Origin of the sequence: Streptosporangium sp. NPDC049376 (assembly GCF_044466505.1) — a bacterium.
Lineage (GTDB): Bacteria > Actinomycetota > Actinomycetes > Streptosporangiales > Streptosporangiaceae > Streptosporangium.
Genome location: NZ_JBITMT010000003.1, coordinates 96,289 through 113,442, shown reverse-complemented (window position 1 = coordinate 113,442; position 17,154 = coordinate 96,289). Strand labels below are relative to the sequence as shown.

21 protein-coding genes are annotated in these 17,154 nt (G+C 69.5%); 11 read left to right on the top strand and 10 right to left on the bottom strand.

Annotated features, from left to right (window positions below; translation table 11 throughout):
- The first annotated feature begins 28 nt into the window (after positions 1 to 28).
- Positions 29 to 502 carry a hypothetical protein gene (locus tag ACIBVQ_RS10205; protein ID WP_399176826.1) on the top strand — a complete coding sequence of 158 codons (474 nt, stop codon included), beginning with the start codon at positions 29 to 31 and terminating at the stop codon, positions 500 to 502.
- Between the two features lie 165 nt (positions 503 to 667).
- On the opposite strand, the gene ACIBVQ_RS10200 is transcribed toward ACIBVQ_RS10205, so the two are convergent.
- On the bottom strand, positions 668 to 1,591 hold the full coding sequence (locus tag ACIBVQ_RS10200; protein WP_399176824.1) for an alpha/beta fold hydrolase: 924 nt from the start codon (positions 1,589 to 1,591) through the stop codon (positions 668 to 670).
- Positions 1,592 to 1,646: 55 nt separating this feature from the next.
- On the opposite strand from ACIBVQ_RS10200, the gene ACIBVQ_RS10195 reads away from it, so the two are divergent.
- Complete coding sequence (locus tag ACIBVQ_RS10195) at positions 1,647 to 2,222, top strand: TetR family transcriptional regulator (RefSeq protein ID WP_352011116.1); 576 nt, start codon at positions 1,647 to 1,649, stop codon at positions 2,220 to 2,222.
- 40 nt (positions 2,223 to 2,262) lie between these two features.
- Here ACIBVQ_RS10195 and ACIBVQ_RS10190 read toward each other — a convergent pair whose 3' ends face one another.
- Positions 2,263 to 3,951: a hypothetical protein gene (locus ACIBVQ_RS10190; RefSeq protein ID WP_399176822.1), complete on the bottom strand. Its 1,689-nt coding sequence runs from the start codon at positions 3,949 to 3,951 to the stop codon at positions 2,263 to 2,265.
- Between the two features lie 310 nt (positions 3,952 to 4,261).
- Here ACIBVQ_RS10190 and ACIBVQ_RS10185 point away from each other — a divergent pair, with 310 nt between their 5' ends.
- Positions 4,262 to 5,653: a hypothetical protein gene (locus ACIBVQ_RS10185; RefSeq protein ID WP_399176820.1), complete on the top strand. Its 1,392-nt coding sequence runs from the start codon at positions 4,262 to 4,264 to the stop codon at positions 5,651 to 5,653.
- A 57-nt stretch (positions 5,654 to 5,710) separates the two neighbouring features.
- Here ACIBVQ_RS10185 and ACIBVQ_RS10180 read toward each other — a convergent pair whose 3' ends face one another.
- The 4 genes from ACIBVQ_RS10180 to ACIBVQ_RS10165 all read right to left on the bottom strand — a co-directional run bounded on the left by ACIBVQ_RS10180 (position 5,711) and on the right by ACIBVQ_RS10165 (position 8,911).
- Entirely contained in the window at positions 5,711 to 6,826 is a 1,116-nt protein-coding gene (locus tag ACIBVQ_RS10180) for a hypothetical protein (RefSeq protein WP_399176817.1), read from the bottom strand.
- Positions 6,823 to 7,341 carry a SigE family RNA polymerase sigma factor gene (locus ACIBVQ_RS10175; protein ID WP_352011120.1) on the bottom strand — a complete coding sequence of 173 codons (519 nt, stop codon included), beginning with the start codon at positions 7,339 to 7,341 and terminating at the stop codon, positions 6,823 to 6,825. Before ACIBVQ_RS10175 ends, ACIBVQ_RS10180 begins: the two co-directional genes overlap by 4 nt.
- 115 nt (positions 7,342 to 7,456) lie before the next feature.
- Positions 7,457 to 7,933 (bottom strand): lamin tail domain-containing protein, encoded by a 477-nt coding sequence (locus tag ACIBVQ_RS10170; RefSeq protein WP_399176815.1) that lies wholly within the window; start codon positions 7,931 to 7,933, stop codon positions 7,457 to 7,459.
- Positions 7,934 to 8,014: 81 nt separating this feature from the next.
- Positions 8,015 to 8,911 (bottom strand): sigma-70 family RNA polymerase sigma factor, encoded by an 897-nt coding sequence (locus ACIBVQ_RS10165; RefSeq protein WP_399176813.1) that lies wholly within the window; start codon positions 8,909 to 8,911, stop codon positions 8,015 to 8,017.
- Positions 8,912 to 8,994: 83 nt separating this feature from the next.
- On the opposite strand from ACIBVQ_RS10165, the gene ACIBVQ_RS10160 reads away from it, so the two are divergent.
- Positions 8,995 to 9,444 carry a carboxymuconolactone decarboxylase family protein gene (locus ACIBVQ_RS10160; RefSeq protein WP_399176811.1) on the top strand — a complete coding sequence of 150 codons (450 nt, stop codon included), beginning with the start codon at positions 8,995 to 8,997 and terminating at the stop codon, positions 9,442 to 9,444.
- Between the two features lie 73 nt (positions 9,445 to 9,517).
- Here ACIBVQ_RS10160 and ACIBVQ_RS10155 read toward each other — a convergent pair whose 3' ends face one another.
- The 3 genes from ACIBVQ_RS10155 to ACIBVQ_RS10145 are packed head-to-tail and all read right to left on the bottom strand — an operon-like array spanning position 9,518 to position 12,485.
- Positions 9,518 to 9,952: a DUF6463 family protein gene (locus tag ACIBVQ_RS10155; RefSeq protein ID WP_399176809.1), complete on the bottom strand. Its 435-nt coding sequence runs from the start codon at positions 9,950 to 9,952 to the stop codon at positions 9,518 to 9,520.
- Positions 9,949 to 10,545: a DUF2867 domain-containing protein gene (locus ACIBVQ_RS10150; RefSeq protein ID WP_399176807.1), complete on the bottom strand. Its 597-nt coding sequence runs from the start codon at positions 10,543 to 10,545 to the stop codon at positions 9,949 to 9,951. Before ACIBVQ_RS10150 ends, ACIBVQ_RS10155 begins: the two co-directional genes overlap by 4 nt.
- A complete protein-coding gene (locus ACIBVQ_RS10145) occupies positions 10,542 to 12,485 on the bottom strand; it encodes a fumarylacetoacetate hydrolase family protein (protein WP_399176805.1) in 1,944 nt (647 codons plus the stop codon). Before ACIBVQ_RS10145 ends, ACIBVQ_RS10150 begins: the two co-directional genes overlap by 4 nt.
- An 85-nt stretch (positions 12,486 to 12,570) precedes the next feature.
- On the opposite strand from ACIBVQ_RS10145, the gene ACIBVQ_RS10140 reads away from it, so the two are divergent.
- A complete protein-coding gene (locus ACIBVQ_RS10140) occupies positions 12,571 to 13,191 on the top strand; it encodes a TetR/AcrR family transcriptional regulator (RefSeq protein ID WP_399176803.1) in 621 nt (206 codons plus the stop codon).
- 247 nt (positions 13,192 to 13,438) lie between these two features.
- Here the strand turns inward: ACIBVQ_RS10140 and ACIBVQ_RS10135 are convergent, their stop codons facing one another.
- Positions 13,439 to 14,224: a GntR family transcriptional regulator gene (locus tag ACIBVQ_RS10135; protein WP_352011128.1), complete on the bottom strand. Its 786-nt coding sequence runs from the start codon at positions 14,222 to 14,224 to the stop codon at positions 13,439 to 13,441.
- Positions 14,225 to 14,426: 202 nt separating this feature from the next.
- Here ACIBVQ_RS10135 and ACIBVQ_RS10130 point away from each other — a divergent pair, with 202 nt between their 5' ends.
- The 6 genes from ACIBVQ_RS10130 to ACIBVQ_RS10105 all read left to right on the top strand — a co-directional run bounded on the left by ACIBVQ_RS10130 (position 14,427) and on the right by ACIBVQ_RS10105 (position 16,740).
- A complete protein-coding gene (locus ACIBVQ_RS10130; RefSeq protein ID WP_352011129.1) occupies positions 14,427 to 14,750 on the top strand; it encodes a hypothetical protein in 324 nt (107 codons plus the stop codon).
- A 228-nt stretch (positions 14,751 to 14,978) separates the two neighbouring features.
- Complete coding sequence (locus ACIBVQ_RS10125; protein WP_399176800.1) at positions 14,979 to 15,203, top strand: hypothetical protein; 225 nt, start codon at positions 14,979 to 14,981, stop codon at positions 15,201 to 15,203.
- The gene (locus ACIBVQ_RS10120; RefSeq protein ID WP_399176798.1) at positions 15,200 to 15,544 is read left to right on the top strand and encodes a hypothetical protein; all 345 of its coding nucleotides are present in this window, start codon (positions 15,200 to 15,202) and stop codon (positions 15,542 to 15,544) included. Before ACIBVQ_RS10125 ends, ACIBVQ_RS10120 begins: the two co-directional genes overlap by 4 nt.
- Before the next feature lie 59 nt (positions 15,545 to 15,603).
- Positions 15,604 to 15,936, top strand: a complete 333-nt coding sequence (locus ACIBVQ_RS10115; RefSeq protein WP_399176796.1) for a hypothetical protein — start codon at positions 15,604 to 15,606, stop codon at positions 15,934 to 15,936.
- A 259-nt stretch (positions 15,937 to 16,195) separates the two neighbouring features.
- Positions 16,196 to 16,429, top strand: a complete 234-nt coding sequence (locus ACIBVQ_RS10110; protein WP_399176794.1) for a hypothetical protein — start codon at positions 16,196 to 16,198, stop codon at positions 16,427 to 16,429.
- Between the two features lie 17 nt (positions 16,430 to 16,446).
- Positions 16,447 to 16,740 carry a helix-turn-helix domain-containing protein gene (locus ACIBVQ_RS10105; protein WP_399176792.1) on the top strand — a complete coding sequence of 98 codons (294 nt, stop codon included), beginning with the start codon at positions 16,447 to 16,449 and terminating at the stop codon, positions 16,738 to 16,740.
- Positions 16,741 to 17,154: the final 414 nt, after the last annotated feature.

The window sequence follows — 17,154 nt, the reverse complement described above, 5'->3', positions numbered from 1 at the left end:
TTCTGACGGGCGCCGGGATCGGAGCATCGTGCGAACGAAGCCGGGACGTGCGGTTCTCGCGCTGACCATCCTGTTCCTCCTGGTCAACGGCAGAAGCTGTGCCGCGTGCGACGTTTCGCAGGGGCCACCGGTCACCATGCCGAAGGACGATGCCACCGCGGACGTGGTGGTCCGCGCCTATCTCGCCGCCGTCGCGGCGCGTGACTCCAACGTTGCCCGCGCCTTGTCGACGCCGTCCTATCACCGGCGTTTCCACGGCTGGCTGAACGACCCGATCAACACGTGGGCCGACGTGAAGGTCTCCAAAGTCGGCAGACCGATTTCCGACACCTATGGACCCGGCGGTTATCGGCAGGTTCAAAGAGTCCACGTCGATGTCGAGATCCGCCGGTGCAGCGAAGAGCCTCCTGACGACGACCGCCATTACCCCTACAGCTTCCTGGTCGGCAGGCAGGCGGACGACGCCCCCTGGAGAATCCTCGAATTCGGAGGGGCCGGCTGACCACCGGGCAGCGGGGCGGACGGTTCCTCGATGGGGAGGCGAGGGCGTCGGCCGCACCGGCGTCGCCACGGTCGCGGTCACCGTGGTTGTGGGTCGTCCTTTCGGGATGATTCTCCGGAGTTCGACGGCCGCCGGATCCGCTTTCTCACTTGACGGACGTCATGTTCACGGGCGGCGCTCGACCTCGGCCAGGAAGGCGTTGACGGTGGTCTCGACGCGTTCGGGGAACTCGCCGTTGACGGCGTGCGACGCCTCCGGCCAGAGTTTGACGGTGCCGTGCCGCAGGAGGCGGCGTGCCCGTGCCACGGCCTTCTCCGGATTGTGGATGATGCTCCGGCCGCCGATCACCACCAGGGTGGGCAGGTCGATCCCGGCGATCTGCTCGTCGGTGGGGTAGTCGGGCCGGGGAAGGGCGGCGGTGAAGTCACGCATGCCGGAGGCGATCAGCTCGGCGACGGGCTCGTCCTCCGAGGCGTCGGCGCCACCGGAGATCCAGCTCAGCAGGCGTCGCCGTACCGCGCCGGGCATGGGGAGCACCGACCCCAGGGAGACGACGACGACCTTCCAGGTGATGCCGCCGAAGGTGACGGCCGGTTCGAGCAGGACGAGCGAGCGGATCCCGGCCGGTCGGCGGACGACGAGGTTGAGCGCGGACCAGCCGCCGATCGACAGCCCCAGCACGTGGAGCTCCGGCTCCGGCAGGGCGTCGACCAGCGAGGTGAGCCAGGCCGCCTGGTCCTCGGAGGAGGTCAGCGGCCGGGTCTGCACGGACAGGCCCGGCTCTCCCATGAGGTCCACCGCGTACACCGGGCGGTTCCTCGCCAGGCCCGCCAGGTTGGCCTCCCACATGGGCGCGGCCGCCGCACGACCGGGCAGCAGCAACAGCGGCACCCCGTCGGCGGGCCCGAACCGGTAGGCGCGGACGGTGCCGAAGCCGGTCGGCACGTCCAGCGTCGCGCTCGGCGCGGGCAGGGTCGCCAGCGCGCGGTCGTAGGCCTGCCGATATCTGGCGTAGGCGGCGGCGTCGTGGAAGTGACCGAGCCTGTCCGCCCTGAATGCCGCTCCGACGTTCGGCGCGATGGTGTCCATGGCAACCCCCTCGTTTACGATACGATCGTACTGTAAACGCTCCACGGAGGTGATGATGCCGAAGCGCGTGGACCACGACGCGCGGCGTGAGGAGATCGCCAGGGCGGCGCTTCGGCTGTGCGTGCGCGAGGGTCCGGAGGCGGTGACCGTCGGGCGCGTCGCGGTGGAGGCCTCGATCTCCAAGGGCCTGGTCCAGCACTACTTCCCCGCCAAGGAAGAGCTGTTGCGGCTGGCCGCGACCATGCGGCGGCACGACATCGAGAGCGCCTTCGCGGCAGCCGTACGGCCGGGTGATCCGCCGCGTACGGCGCTGCGTCAGGTCCTCCTGGCACTTGTGGACCTCGGCGCCGAACAGATCCTGACGGGCCACGCCTTCCTCGCCTCGACCGCCGCGAACCCCCAGCTCCACCGGCTCTACCGGGAGGGGCTGTCCGCCGCGACGGCCGCCGTCACGCGGCTCGTCGCCGAGGCCTACGGTCCGGCCGTCGCCGCCGAGGCGGAGGCGCGCATCCTGCTCGGCGCGGCGGGCGCGCTCGCCGACGCGCTCATGCTGGGTGAGACCGACCGCGACACGGCCGTCGCGACCCTCGACCTGCAGCTGAACCGCCTCGCCGCCGATCCGGCCTCATGACCATCGGTACGGGCCCTCCGGCGCCGGAGGGCCCGTGCCCTTACTGCATCGGCACCTTGACCATGGTGGGGGTGCAGGGGATGTACAGCAGTTGCTGACAGGTGGCGGTCGTTCCGCCGCTGTTCGGCACCCCGGTCGGGAAGGGGTTCAGGAGGCTGGGGTCCGGGACGGGGTCGCCCGGCCGGACCGTCTTGACCGGCTCAAGGACGACGACGGTGCCGTGGTCGGTGCCGGTCGGGTTGCCTGAGCCCGGGGTACCGGGGTTCGGGTTACCGGGGTTGCCCGGGTTGCCGCCGCCGGGGAAGAGCCAGGAGAAGGGCGGGGTGCCGATGACGACGCCCGTCGGAGCCCAGGGGGAACCGCCCCTGCCTCCGCCACCGCCACCACCGCCGCCGGTGGAACCGCCGTCGCCCGGGGTCCAGTCCGGCGGCTCCCACACCGTCGACGACTGGCACGGGCGGGCCGGAGCGTCCGGTGCCGGCGCGCCCGCCTCGGGCACCGCCTTGACGCCCACCTCGGCCGCGATCATCAGCGCGTAGTAGTTCGCCAGTACGGCGGCGCCCGCCCTGGTGGGGTGCGCGGTCTGCTGGACCCTGTTGAAGGTCGTGGGCCCCGCCTGGATGGCCAGGTTGCGGACGTACGGGCTGCGGCTGCCCAGCTCGTGTCCGGCGAAGGCGTTCTGGATGTCGAGCAGGTCGGCCTGGACACCGTGGGAGACCAGGACCTGCATCGCCTTCCTCATCGAGGCGGTCAACTGGCCCGCCAGCGGCTCCAGCTGGTCGAGGTTGGTGTTGTGCCAGTTCAGGAGCCTGCCCATCACCCCGGTCGGCAGCTGCCCCGCCTTCACGCTCTGGGGGTAGTTGACGAGCATGACCCTCGTCTTCGAACCCCCGGAGGCGTGCATCGCGCGTACCAGCTGGACGTAGCGGGCCGAGAGCGTCGAGGGAGTGGTGAGCGGGCGCTGCAGCGGAGGAGTGGGGGGAGCCGAGTCCGCCCATTCGGTCTCGTCCGCGCGTGAGGTGTCCAGCAGGGGCAGGTTGTTTCTGATGATCGCGCTCTGCGCGGCGCCCCCCTTCAGCATGTCCTGGACCCGCGGCCCGAACTGGACGTCGTTGCCGCCGAATCCGGCGATGACCAGGTCCGTTTCCCGGGTGATGCCCTCCTGCTGCGGCGGGTTGTCGCGGTTCTCGTTGTCCAGCTGCCGGACGAAGTAGTGCTGCGACGACGCGCCGGAGGAGGCGTTGAACCGTACGTCGAAGTGGACGTCGGGATTGGCCCGCCGCAACTGGTCGATCGCCACCATGACGGCGGCGTTGGGCGACCTGTGCCGCCAGTCGGTCTGGTAGTCCTCGGCGGAGTATCCGGGGGCGGGAACCGGCCCGTTGGGCCCGGGAATCATCGGCGGAGGGACGACGCCCTTCTTGTTGTAGTAGTCACTCGTCCCCTCACCGGACATGTAGGAGTCACCGGTGATGACGATTCTGACGACGCGTTGCCCCGGTAACGGGACCGGCTGGGTTCCGAAGGCGTTGAAGGCCGGTCCGCCGGGTCCGCTTCCCGGTTCGCAGAGGTCGGTGTTCCCGTACTCGGCGATGATCTGCCCCAACGTGAAAGGCGGGTCCTTCTCGGTCCCCGCCGGATCGAGGGGCGGTTTCGTGGGGGAGATCTGCGCGGACGCCGCGCCCGTCGCGGCCCACGTCATACCGGCGACCAACATGGCGACCGTCATGACCTGCAATTTAGGTGTTTTGCGTCGCATGCGGCGATTTTCGCAGTGGATCACAATGGCGACAATTAGACTAAAGTAGATATATTTCCTATTAGACCGGGATATTTCACCAAAGGCGCGCAAGAGCTTCCGCAACACCGGCTCGCGATGGCCGGCGGCTTCCTGTTCCTGTCGGCCTTCGCCTCACCGCCCTCAGCGCGGCGCGGCCGGGGGATTCGCCCGGGCGGTAAACGCATTTTCTGTGGTGGGTGTCATATCTGACATACGCGACATCCGTCGCGAGGGAAAACGCGGATGTGGAAGGGAATTCATGCTGCCGTTAAGCGGTGTGACCCAGCAGGAACCGTTCACCCACCCCCAGCTCCCCCAGCCTCCGCTCCGTGCGACGCTGCACCGGTTGGTACGGCGCGCCTACGACAGGGTCCGGCCGGCCGATCTGGGCGCGTTGCGGGTCGCGCTCGGCAGTACCGGCGTGGACAACTACGCCAGGACCGCCGCCCCGTTGGACTACGCGAACGCGGCGACCAACGACACCCTGGAAAAGCTGATCGCGGTCCTCGCCGACAAGACCCCGTACGTCGCGCAGGCCGGAAACCGGAAGAACCAGCCTCCGGGCGACGCCGGTCAGGCGGTGCTGAAGGCCATGGTGGACGAGGCGACCACCGCCTTCACCCAGATCGCGGCGGGCAACGCCGACGCGCACATCACCGCCGTCTTCAACCTGCCGGACGGCACCAGGCTGCCGAAGATCAAGCAGAGGTTCACCGACGCCGCGAACGGGCTGAGGCGCCTCTACGACAACCGGATGATCCTGCTGGACAGCCGTGGTGACCTGGCCATCCAGGGTGCCGGGGCCGTGTCCTCTCCCGAGTCGCTGACCGTCCCCATGGCGTTCGCGGACGCCCGCACCGACGGCCGGGTACGCACCCTGCTGCACGAGTCCTTCCACATCGCCGGCAAGGACATCGTGGACCACATCTACTTCGGCGCGGCGGGCTTCGCCACGGTCGACTGGCCTGCCATGAAGACCAACGCCGACCACTACGCCGAGGTGGCCAGGCGCCACACGAACCTCGTCCTGCCCGCGCCCGCGCCGCTCGCCGTACTCGCCCCGGCCGCCGGTCCGGCCCTGACGGTTCCGCAGGAGACCAGGGTGCGCCAGGCGCTGACGGAGGCCCAGGAGCGTCTCACCAAGGGCTGGGCGCGGTCGCTGTGGGTGTGGCAGAACATGGTGTTCGTCCAGAAGTACCAGAACTCCTACATCTGGCTGGATGAGGCGCCGACCGAGTTGCTGTACCGGCAGCTCATGCTGGAGTCGCAGCAGATCTCGATGACCCTGCACCACGGGCCCGGCGGCCGCTCCACCACCCCGGTCGACACCTCACCGGTCCTTCCCCTGATCACCGCCTACGACCTCGCGGTGATGGAGGAGGTCCTGGCCGACCTGCACCGGCTGGTCGGCTGGGGTCAGGCGCAGCAGACCGTGCACGTCCTGGCGGCCGGGACGCCCCTGCCCGCGGGGAACGCGGCCTACCTGTGGGCCGCGGACGTGACGAACGCGGCGACGCCGGTGTCCAACCTCGCCGACCAGCTCGTCGCCCAGGCCACCCAGTCTCTGGCCGACCCCTGGCTGCCGACCGCCGCCGCCCTCAAGACCCTCGTGGACGGCATGCGCGCCCGTCACGGCCAACTCTCCAGCTGAACGCCGGAAGGGCGTCGGAGCCCCCTTGTCCGACGCCCTTCCCACACGCTCGGTGGATCACTCGCTCGCGATCCCCGGCAGGGTCAGGTACGGCACGTTCTGATGGTCGGCCAGCCGGCGGGCCTTCCCGGTGCCGATGTCGACCCCGTAGACATAGGTGCGCTTCGAGTCCCGCACGACGACCGTGAGTTCCGACCCGCTCAGCCAGGGACCGGTGGCCATGACGGGTTCCCCCTCCGGGAGGCCGTTGATGGGCACCTCGCGCACCCTGCGCCCGGTGCCGACGTCGAGCAGGGTGAACGTGCGCAGCTCCTGGACCCACTTCTTGACGTCGCGTCTTTCGAAGGCGGCGACCGTACGGCCGTCGGGAGAGATCTCGCTGAAGCCCGTGAACGTGCCGTCGAAGTGCACCGTCCTGCCTCCGCCGGTGACGGGCATCAGCCGCAGGTCGGTCCTGAGGTACCGGACGAGCTCGGCGACGCCGCCGCGCACGCTGACCGCCTCGTACTGGCCGGGCACCCGCACCGTCGTGCCGGTGCGCACGTCGATCAGCAGTCCCGGCTTCCTGGTCCCCTCACGCGGGTCGAACACCACGTGACGGCCGTCGTCGGAGAGCACGAGCATGGAGCCCGCGCCGATCTGCGACTCCTTCACCGTGACGGGGGACGTCGTCTCGGAACCGCCCACGAGGTCGCGCACCACGTGCGCCCGGGCCTTCCTGCTGTAGTAGGCGAGCATGCGCCCGTCCCGGCTGATCGAGACGGGCACGCGGTGGTTCTGGGCCGTCATGGCGAGCGCCTGCGGCAGCCGGTAGGTCGTGCCCGCGCGGGTGACCACCCGCCACTCCGCGGAGGAGCAGTCGAGGGCCTTCCGCTTGTCCACCTTGCAGGGCGTCTCGTACGCGTATTCGAGCGGTCCCACGTTCCCCCCGGGCAGGTCGGCGATCGCGCCCGCCCGCAGTGACGTGGCCACCTCCGGGGACCGGGACCGCGTCACGGTCGCCATCACCGTGCCCGTGGCCACGACCGTGACGACCGTGGCGACGGCGGCCAGCACGGCGGTCGTGTGCCGTCTGCGCCGGTTCCCCGTCAGGATCCGGTCGACCATGCCGGACAGGTCCGCCGAGGGCGCCTCCTCGGCGAGGTCGTTCAGGGCTCTGCGCAGCCTCGTCATACCGCCACCTCCTGCAGTAAGGAAAGGGAACTCCGGTCGGACAACTCGGGCGCGAGCCTGCGCAGGCGGGCCAGCGCGCGGTGGGTCTGGCTCTTGACGTTGCCGACCGAACAGCCCAGCGCCTCGGCCGTCTGCGTCTCGGTGAGGTCCTCCCAGAAACGCAGCACGAGTACGGCGCGCTGCTTACGCGTCAGCTTGGTCATCGCCTGACGCAGCATGATCCGGTCGATCGTCGCCTCGTCGTGGGAGGCGCCCCGCTCGGGTGGAGAGGCGCTCGGCCACTCCCGCTGTAACCGCCGCCGCCACGAGATGTACTGGTTCATCAGCGCCTTGCGCGTGTACGCCTCGGGGTTGCCGTCAACGGACAGCTTGGGCCACTGTTTGGCGACCTTGATCAGCACGCTCTGCAGCAGGTCCTCGGCGAGGTGCGCATCACCCGTGAGCAGGTACGCGGTCCTCGTCAGCGCCTGCTGGCGGGCGAGCACGAACTCGCGGAAGCCGTCGTGACGATCCAATGTGATCTCCTCTCGCCGGTTCCCAACGCGGCCAAACCAGCGAAAGGTTGCAGGACATCTCAAATGGAAGGAGCCCGCCCCTTCCGGCGCGGGCTCCTCGGCGGTTCACCGGGTCCTAGACGCAGTTGACGTACTCGACCCGGGACGAGTTGTAGGAGCAGGAGTCGACCAGCTTCCCCCTGGGGTCACGCAGGTAGCCGGTGTCCCTGGTCTGGTTCCAGATGTAGGCGAGCGTGCCCCCGCTCCTGCCCCAGTACCGGGTGGTCGCGGTGTTCTTCCCCTTACCGGTCCGCAGGGTCACCGTCCTGCCCGCGCCGAGGGTGAAGGCGCCGAACGTGTAGATGTGGTCGGAGCGACGCGTCTCGTCGCGGACGGTCCAGCCCTTGAGGCTGACCGCTCGCCGGGTCGTGTTCTTGACCTGGATGTACTCGCCGTTCAGGCTGCTGTTCGCCCCAAAATCGGGCGACCCAGGCGAGTTGTACCAGATACGGGTGATCTGGAGGGACGGAGTCGCGGCGGCCTGAACGGGCAGGGCGGGGACGAGCGTGGCGGCGGCCAGTGCCACCGCGCAGGCCAGGGGGAGAGAACGCACCAATCCTCCGGAAGTGCAGTAAAAGGTAACTCTGCTAGTGATCCTCGCACTTCACACGTCTTTTGAGCAGGTCCCGACGGCTCACGCCGGGTCGGGCAGGTTCATCCGCGCGAGCTTGGCCGGGTCGACGAAGGCCGTGATGGCGGCGATCCTGCCCTCGGTGACGGTGAACGCCAGGACGGAGAACGGGGTGCCGTCCTGATGCCAGGAGACGAAGCCGGGCAGGCCGTTGACGAGCACCGCCCGGCCGAGGGCGCCCGCGCCAGAGGACAGCCGCGCGCCCGCCGCGACCCTGGTCGCGCCGAGGACGACGATCTCTCCGGTGGGGGTGTCGACGGTCAGCTTCACCTCGGGGTCGAGCAGGCGCAGCAGTTCCTCGAAGTCGCCACGGCGGGCGGCCGCCAGGAAGGCCTGGACCACCTCGCGCCGCTCCCGACCGGCACCCGCCGGACGCTCCGTCGCCCGCACCTTCCTGCGGGCCCGGCTGGCGAGCATCTTGGCGGCGTCGGTCGACCTGCCGAGGATCTTGCCGATCTCGTCGAACGGCACCGCGAACAGGTCGTGCAGCACGAAGGCCAGCCGCTCACTCGGCCGGAGCGATTCGAGGACGACGAGAAGCGCGAGCCCTACCGAGTCGGCGAGCACCGCGTCCTCCTCGGGAGCGGGACCGTCATCGGGGGTCACCACGAACTCGGGCAGCCGGTCGTCCAGGAGCACCTCGGTGCGGGCCCGGCGCGTCCGCAGGACGTCGAGGCTGATCCTGGCGACCACCGTGGTCAGCCACCCGGCGAGGTTGGCGATGTCACCAGCGACCGCCGCGTCCTGGCGGGACAGCCGCAGCCACGCCTCCTGGACCACGTCCTCGGCGTCGGCGTGCGATCCGAGCACACGATGGGCGACCGCGCGCAGCCGGTCGCGCTGCGACTCGAACGCCTCGGCCATCGGATCGGTGGGCCTGGCCTGACCGGTGTCGGGCATGTTGTTACCTTCCGCAGAACCGCTCCGTCATGGGTGATGACGAGCCGGAACGGGCTCAGGTAACCGACGAGGGAGCAGGAACCATGGAAGCACGCCTGAAAGGTACGGCAAGCCCCGAACTGATCGAGGGGATCACGAAGCTGTACAAGGTGATTCACTCCGGAGGTGTCGACGGCCGTCTGCTGTCGCTGGTCCACCTGCGCGTCAGCCAGATCAACGGCTGCAGCCCGTGTGTCTTCGCCTCGGTCGCCTCGGCGAAGAAGGCCGGTGAGACCGACGAGCGGCTGCACCACGTCGTCGCGTGGCGCGAGACGTCCTTCTTCACCGACGAGGAACGGGCCGCGCTCGCACTGGCCGAGGCCGCCACCCGGATCCAGGACGGCGCCCCCGGCGTGACCGACGAGATCTGGGACCACGCCGCCGACCACTTCACCGGCGAGCAACTGAACGCGATCACCATGGAGATCGCGCTGACCAACTTCTTCAACCGGATCAACCACACGATCCGCGAGCAGGCTGGCAAGACCTGGTGAACCGGACGGGGCGTCGTCGCGACGGACGACGCCCCGCCGGGAGCGTGAGCCGGACGCCCCCGTGGTGACCGGCTCAGCTCCCGTGCGAGGTCGGCGCACCCACTCCCCTCCGCGCCGCCAGGACGATGAGCGCTCCGGCGACGGCCCCGAGGAAGAACGGGGACGGCACGAGGACGACGCCGCCCACCACGGACCACACCGCGACACCCCAGCCGACTCCGGCGGGTACGGTCACCCCACGCCCGGCGAGGTGCCACGTCAGGCAGCCCAGCAGGACCAGGGGAACGGCGAAGCCTCCCGGACCGGCCCAGAAGATCGTCTTGTCCCGCAGGGCCTCCACCAGCTGAGCCGTGTCGCCGCTCGTGCCGAGGAACGGGACGGCCGCCCACAGGCCCTGCCGTACCCAGTCGGAGATCTGCGCCCAGCCGGTGAGCACCACCACGGACAGGTGCCCCGCGCCCAGCGTGATCATGATCCCGCTCGCCCAGCGGAGCGTCCTGGAGTTCATCGGGGCGTCCTTTCCGCGTGGTCCCGCCAGGCGTGTTCCCAGCGCCGGGTCAGCGCCGGGTAGACGACGAGGTACCTGAAGGGCGCGATGGCGGCCATGTAGAGCCGTCCGAACAGGCCGTTGGGCTTGACGAGGACGGCCATCCTCAGTTCGTGGTCACCGTCGGCGCCTCGAACCCAGCCCAGGTGCATCACGGTGTGCACGGTCCTGTTCGCCAGTTCCCTGGCGGACTCGGTGTCGAGTTCGTAGACCGCCTTGAGCGGCATGGTCGCGCTGTCGGCGCCACGGGGGGCGTCGCGGAGGTCGTCGGGCAGGCGGTCGCGCAGCGAGCCGACCCGCGCGCCGACGCCCGAGGACGGCCTGTCCCAGCCGAGCAGCGCGCCGATCCTCCAGCGGAGGGTGAACAGGAACCGCGCGGGCCGGGGCAGCTTCGCGATCCCCCCGGCGGTCCGCATCGCCGCGAGCATCGTGGGGAAGTCGTCGGGCCCGGCGCCGGGGGTACGGAACGACCACACGTCCTCGACCGTGAAGTCCCCGGTGAGTTCGTGGACCCGCCAGGGCAGGCGGGTGTGCGCGGTTCCGGGGAGTCTCACGAGAGCCCCCGTGTCGCGTCCCAGTCGGCCATCATCGCCATCAGCGTCAGCCGGTTCAGCTCGGGCGTGGTCTCGGGGTCGAGTTCGCGGTAGCGGCGGTGCAGGTTGACCACGATCCGCTCGGCGTCCAGCCAGGTGGCGTACTCCCCGAGGTCGACGGTCTTGGCCGCCTCCGCGAAGGGGACGCCCCGGGCGTGGGCGGCGTCGGCCTGCTCGACCACATGGGTGAGGTAGCCGCGTACCGCGCGAACGCCGTCGGGGTCGGTGACCGGGCCGTGGCCGGGGACGATCGTGTGGGCGCCGGTGGCGATCATCCTGTCGCAGGCGGCGATCCAGTTGCCGACCGGGCCGCTCCACACGATGGGCGTGCAGCCGACGAACAGCAGGTCCCCCGCGAAGAGCACCCCCGCGTCGGGCACGTGCACGACCGTGTCGGCGCCGGTGTGGGCGGGACCGAGGTTCGTCAGACGTACCTCACGCCCTCCGACGTCCAGGGTGAGCTCCCCGTCGTAGGTCCGGTCGGGCAGCCGCAGACGGATGCCGCCGAAGTCGAAGGGCCCGAACCGCTCACGGAGGTAGGAGGTCGCGGGGCCGACGTCCATGACCTGGGTGGCGGTCAGCAGCTCCGCGGGCATCTCGTGCGGCATCTCCGCGCCGGTGGCCGTGGCGGCGACGATCTCGACACCCTCGCCGAGCAGCTGGTTGCCGTGGGTGTGGTCGCCGTTGGAGTGGGTGAGGACGGCGTGGGTGAGCGGGTGCCGAGCGGTGACGCGACCCATCGCGTGGAGCATCTCGGCCGTCAACGGCAGGTCGAACAGGGTGTCCACCAGGATCGAGGCGCCCTCGCCCGCGACCAGCCCGGCGTTGCTCAGGCCGTACCCGCCGTCGGGCAGCAGCCAGGCCCACACGTCCGCGCCGACCTCGTGCAGACCGCGCGTGTAGGGCAGCCGCGACGGCGCCCTGTTCACCCGGGGCCGCGGCGGACGCCGGTCGGGGTTCTCCCGAGGCGTCAGCGCGTACGGCCTGGCCGACGCGCGAACCGTCTGCCGGGTACGGCCCAGCCCCTCGACGGCCAGCTCGACGACGTCGCCGTCCTTCAGCCAGCCGGGGAAGGAGGCCGGGTCCGCCAGGGACAGGTGCTCGACGAGGCAGCAGCCGGGCACCGTACCCGAACCGAACACGTCACCGGGCAGCAGGTCGACACCGCGTGAGGCGTAGGAGACGACCTCGCCGAAGCTCCAGTCCATGGAGTCCGTACGGCCCGAGCCGATGACCCGGCCGTTGACGGTCGCCTCGACCCGCAGCGCGAGCCTGCCGTCGCGAAGGTAGGGCTCAAGCTCGTCCGGGGTGACCAGGAACGGGCCGAGGGTGGTCGCGCCGTCCTTGCCCTTGGCCTGGCCGATCGCCAGCGCGGCCTCGTGCGTCTGCAGGTCCCGCGCCGACCAGTCGTTGTAGACGGTGTAGCCGACGATGCGCTCCTCGGCCTGCTCCGGGGTGAGGTCCCGGCCGCCGGGGCCGATGACCGCCGCGATCTCCAGCTCGAAGTCGAACCAGGAACTGCCCGGGGAGATCGCCACGTCGTCGTACGGCCCGACGACCGTCGAGGGAGCGGCGAAGTAGAAGGCCGGGATCTGGTACCAGGCGTCCTTGAGCGTGCGCGGCCGCCCCATGGCCTGTTGGCAGTTGCGCATGTGGTCCAGGAAGCACAGGCAGTCGCGCATCGAGGGCGGACGCGGGATCGGCGCGCGCAGCCTGACCCCGGCCAGCGGGACCGTGTGCGCCTCCGAGGTCAGTGCCGCCTCCCCGGCCGCGCGCAGCTTCTCCGAACCCTGGCCGATGAGGTCGATCAGGCTGACGCCCGGCCCGATCGGGTGGATCCGGTCGCCGTCGACCACTCCGACGCGGTCGCCGTCGTCCGTTTCGTAGGTGACCCAACGCATGGATGCCTCTTTCTATGTTGACTGACACAGAATATATCGATCAGCACTTGGTAGGTCATCGGGCATACCTGGTTTGATGGGTCACATGGCCACGCGACGTACCGAGATGACGCAGGAGAGCCGCCGGCTGCTGGTGACGGCCGCGTCCGAACTCTTCGCCGAGAAGGGCTACCGGCAGACGAGCTTCATCGACATCGCCGACCGGGCCGGTATCAGCCGTGGCTCCATCCCCTGGCACTTCGGCAACAAGCTGGGCCTGCTTGAGGCGGTGATCGACGACCGCCTCGACGCCATGCTGACCGCCTTCGGCCCGGCCCCGGCGTCCGGCCCGGCTTCAGAAGGCTCGGCCGCAGGGGAGGTGCGCGGCGGCCCGCTGGAGCAGGTGATGGCCTTCATCCGCATGCCCGTCGCACGCCTGTTCATCACCCTGCTCGCCGAGGCCGTCGAGGCCGACTCACCGATCCGCGACCACTACGCCCGGCTCCACGTGGCCCTCAGGGAGGCCGTACGAGCCTGGATCCCGGAACACGCCGTTCCCCCGGGAACCACCCCGGAGGCGTTCACGGTCGTCCTGGTGGGAACCGTCATCGGCATCCACGCCCAGTGGCGGATAACCCCGGAAGCGGTAGACCTGGAAGCCGTCCGCACCGCCCTCCGAGCCTTGCTTTCCACGGTCCTGGAGGGCACCGGAACCGACCGGGGGTGACGAGCGACCAGGACGCCGGAGTCGAGACGGCCCCACTGGAGGCCGCGTTGCGAACCCTTCAGGGTGATAAGTGAGCCGAAGATAAAGTCCCAGGTCAGGCATCGCAGGAGCGGGATTCGCTCGCGGGCGCCAGAGGCCGAGACGAGACATCGGTGCACGGCTCGGTCATACCGATCCCCTCGTTGAAGGCGTCAGACCAGATCCGGTAGCAACTGAGGTACGGCGAGCACCCTCAAAAGTGAGCGTTTCAGCTGGGCCGGTGTTGTTCGGGTTGGGGTGGCAGGACGATGCGGTCCACGCGGATGGCGCGGTCGGATGGGATGACGATGGGGTCGGCGACCTCGACCACTCGGCCCTGGGCGAGGGTGCGGCGAACGATGGAGAAGACGGGGATTCCGCTGCCGATGCCGAGGGTCGCGCCCTCCTGGGCGTCGGGCATGCGGGCGGTGGTCTCCTCGGTGATCTCGTCGACCTCGATGTTGAGGGTTCTGAGCTGGGCGATGTTGCCGCCGGGCCAGGGTTCGTTCTTCGGGTCGGCGACGGCGGTGCCCTCGACGTCGGCGGCCAGCAGGCAGGAGCGTGAAGTCTGGGAGGGCAGGCCGTTGGCGTAGAAGACGAAGCGGCGTTCCAGGACCCTGGTGCCGGGTTCGACGCCGAACAGGGCGGCCAGGCGTGGGTCCGCGGTGATCCACTGGTAGGCCTTGTCGAGGCGGTATTCCGACCATCCGATGCCCGCGTCCCGGGTGAAGGAGGTCTGGGGTACGGTCTGCGGTCCGGCGTCGGCGAGGTAGCGGTCCATGGAGATCCGGCGGACCGGTGGGCGTTCGCGGACGGTGGTGCCGCCTCGGCCGCGTGTTTCGACGAGTCCTTGGCCTTTCAGGTCGTCGATGGCTTTGCGGATGACGATCTCGGAGACGCCGTAGCGCTGGGCGAGGTCGGCGTGTCTGGGCAGTCGTGTTCCTGCGGGAAGGTCACCTCGCAGGATCGCCTCGCGCAGCTCGGCCGCGACGTGTTCGTAGGCATGACCCCGCACCGGTTCTCCCTTTCTTGGAAGGATCTTTGTCGAACGGCTTGACAGGCACGATACCGGTCCCCATTCTCGTATACGCCAATCAGTTAACGTATACGAGAACGGGGGCTGGGTGACAACTCCACACGATCCGGCACATCTCGCACGCCTGACATTCCGATGGCGTGACGAGCACTGGCACCTCATCGAGGAACCGGAGCCCATCGTGGTCATCGTCAGCGACCGCCTGTCGAAAGGGGACCGATACCCCACAACGGAGAGCGCCGAAAGCGCCTTCTGGGACTCGGTGACAGGCGCCCTCCTCGCTCACTCCGAGCGCCTGGCCAGCGCACAGTGGCCAGGCGCGGAACTCGCCGTCATCCGCGACCACGGCGACCACGTCCACCTGGCGGAGAAAACCATCCGAAGCGGTTGCCCACCAATATGCCAGGCCTGGACGCTCACCGACGCCGCGACCGGCATCACCGCCTTCCTGCGCCGACTACGTCTACTGGCCGAGAAGGAACTCTCCGACCACGCAAGTCCTTGATCGCGGAAAAGCACAACAGCACCCCAGGCCAAGGGCGCTGACCGCAAACGTTCGGTGATCGAAACGAATGATCGCACCCGCCCTACCAGCGTGGCCACCAACCGGAAGACACCTACGGCCACGCCAACCGCGTATCGAACACCGCACTGAGCACTTCCCGAAACAGGGCCTCTACCCGGAAACCGCTACCACCCGACAGGCCCTTGAGCAGAAGAGGAGGTTCGATTCATGGAGACTCCGGCCTGCCAGACGATCCCTGGCTGGCGGTTGATCATCAGTGATGCCGGACGGTTCTGGGCGATCCGCAATCGGGCGTTCCCGGGTACGGCGTTGCGGGCCGGTGCGGAGCCGACCGTGGACGCCGACACCTTCGAGGAGGTCCGGGAGGCCGTGGCCGCGCAGGAGGAGAAGGCCCGGGAGGCCGTCGCGGCTGTTGAGGAGGTGCCTTCGTGACCGGGCGGCATCGGGACGGCCTGCCGTACGCGCCGGTGTATCGGCGGGTGTGGGACGGGCCCGCGCGGGTCGAGGCTGAACGGATCGACCTGGCCTGGGCCGACTGGACCGTCCTCTACAGCCTGGGGCGACGTTCCTTCTACGCGATGGCCTCCTGGGACGGTCCGCGTCCGGTGATCGTCGAGGACTCCACTTCCGAGGGGTTGGAGGAGCGGATGCGGGAGGCGGAGATGATCCGGGCGATTCGGCTCGCGCCACCTTCACTGGCTCGACGGGGACGCCTTACCTCCGAGGTGGCGAGGGTCGGTGGACGGCGTTCGCCGGGCGGGAGGACGGCATGATTCTCCCGGGCTGGGCTCTTCGTCAAGTTTCTGAGTTTTCCGATCGAACCTGTAACTCCGTGCAGACGGCTCACCCGGACTGGCTCGTCTTCCGCAGCTCGCGGTCCGGCCTGTGGAGCGCCTACCGGAGCGTCCTGCCCGGCAGGCCGTACGTCGGGGACGTGCTGCTGGTGCGGGCCGAGTCGGCTGAGGAGCTGGACCGCAAGCTGAGCGCCCAGGCGCCCCCGATGGTGCCGCCGAGTATTCAGGCCGTCGCCGTCGCCCGTGCCATCCAGACCGCTCGGGTCAGGCAGATGGCCCGGGTCTCCCGGGTTGTGCAGGCCGTAAGTCCTGGTCAGGCCGTTGTGTCGGGTCGGGCTACGGCGTTGCGCGGGCTGCTGCGCTCCCCATAGCCGGTACGGCGGGCGGTGGAAACTCATCCCACCCGCTGCCCGCCGTACTCCATGACGTGCGGCTCAGGTAGGAGGGACCTGAGCCGCACACCTCCGCAAGACGGTTCCCATGCACGCTGGCGTGCTGGGGAAGGGGAGTCGTCTGGCGCACCGGCCCCGAGTGTGTGGGGCCGGTCCTCCTCCAGGGTGCCCGGCCGCATGCTCCCCGGCTCGGGGCCGGGTACCCGCCCCCACTTCCACTCCCCAACCAGGGACGACCATGACCGACGACGAACGGCGCCTGATCGACCTGCTCATCAGCACCCACCCCGCCTGGCGGTACGAGGAACGGAACCTGCCCGGACTCCCCAGGTGGTGGGCCGTCCGCTACGAACCCCTGCGCCTCGACCAGCGCAAAGCCGGGGCCCGCGACGTGCTCGGCCGTACGACCCTCCACCGGCTGACCCGCGCACTGGCCCGGCACGACGAGATCCTCCACCGCAGCCGCTACTGACCCCCTACGGAGCCCCCATGTCCCCCCTCAAGGCCGTCGCCCCCGACGGCACCTTCTCCACCGGCCCCGGCACCACCGAACGACTCCTCACCCCCGGCGAGGTCGCCCGCATCTTCGGCGTCGACCCCAAGACCGTCAACCGGTGGGCCCTCACCGGGAGGATCCCCTCGGTCAGAACCCCCAGCAACCAACGCCGCTACCGCGAAACCGACATCAAGGTCCTCCTCAACGCTTCTCCTGTAGTGGTGCGAACCCTTCAGGGTGATGAGCGACCGGGCGACATGGCCACCGGCATCCCGCGCCTTCCGTAGTTGCGAACCCTTCAGGGCGATGAGGGACCCATCGGCCGCGGGAAGCGGTTCGCCGTTCCGCAGTGTTGCGAACCCTCCAGGGTGATGAGGGGACCGGGAGAGCGCTTCGTTCACACCGAAGAGGTCACTGGTAACCCTCCAGGGCGATGAGGGACGCCATCACTCACACGGTGCACCGGCCGCGCCTGGACTTGCGAACCCTCCAGGGTGATGAGGGGCCCGGGGTAAAGTCGCAGGTCAGGCAGGTTAGGTCGAAGGTGGGATCGGCTGGTTCTGCGGCAGTCCGGCGGTAGTGCAGAAGTGCGAGTCAGGGCGTTGATCATTTTGTGGATGTGACTGGGTCGTACGACGGTTCTTCCCTCCTCCCGGCAGCGGCCCGGTCCTCAGGAATCTGTCTGGAGGCCACTGTGTCAC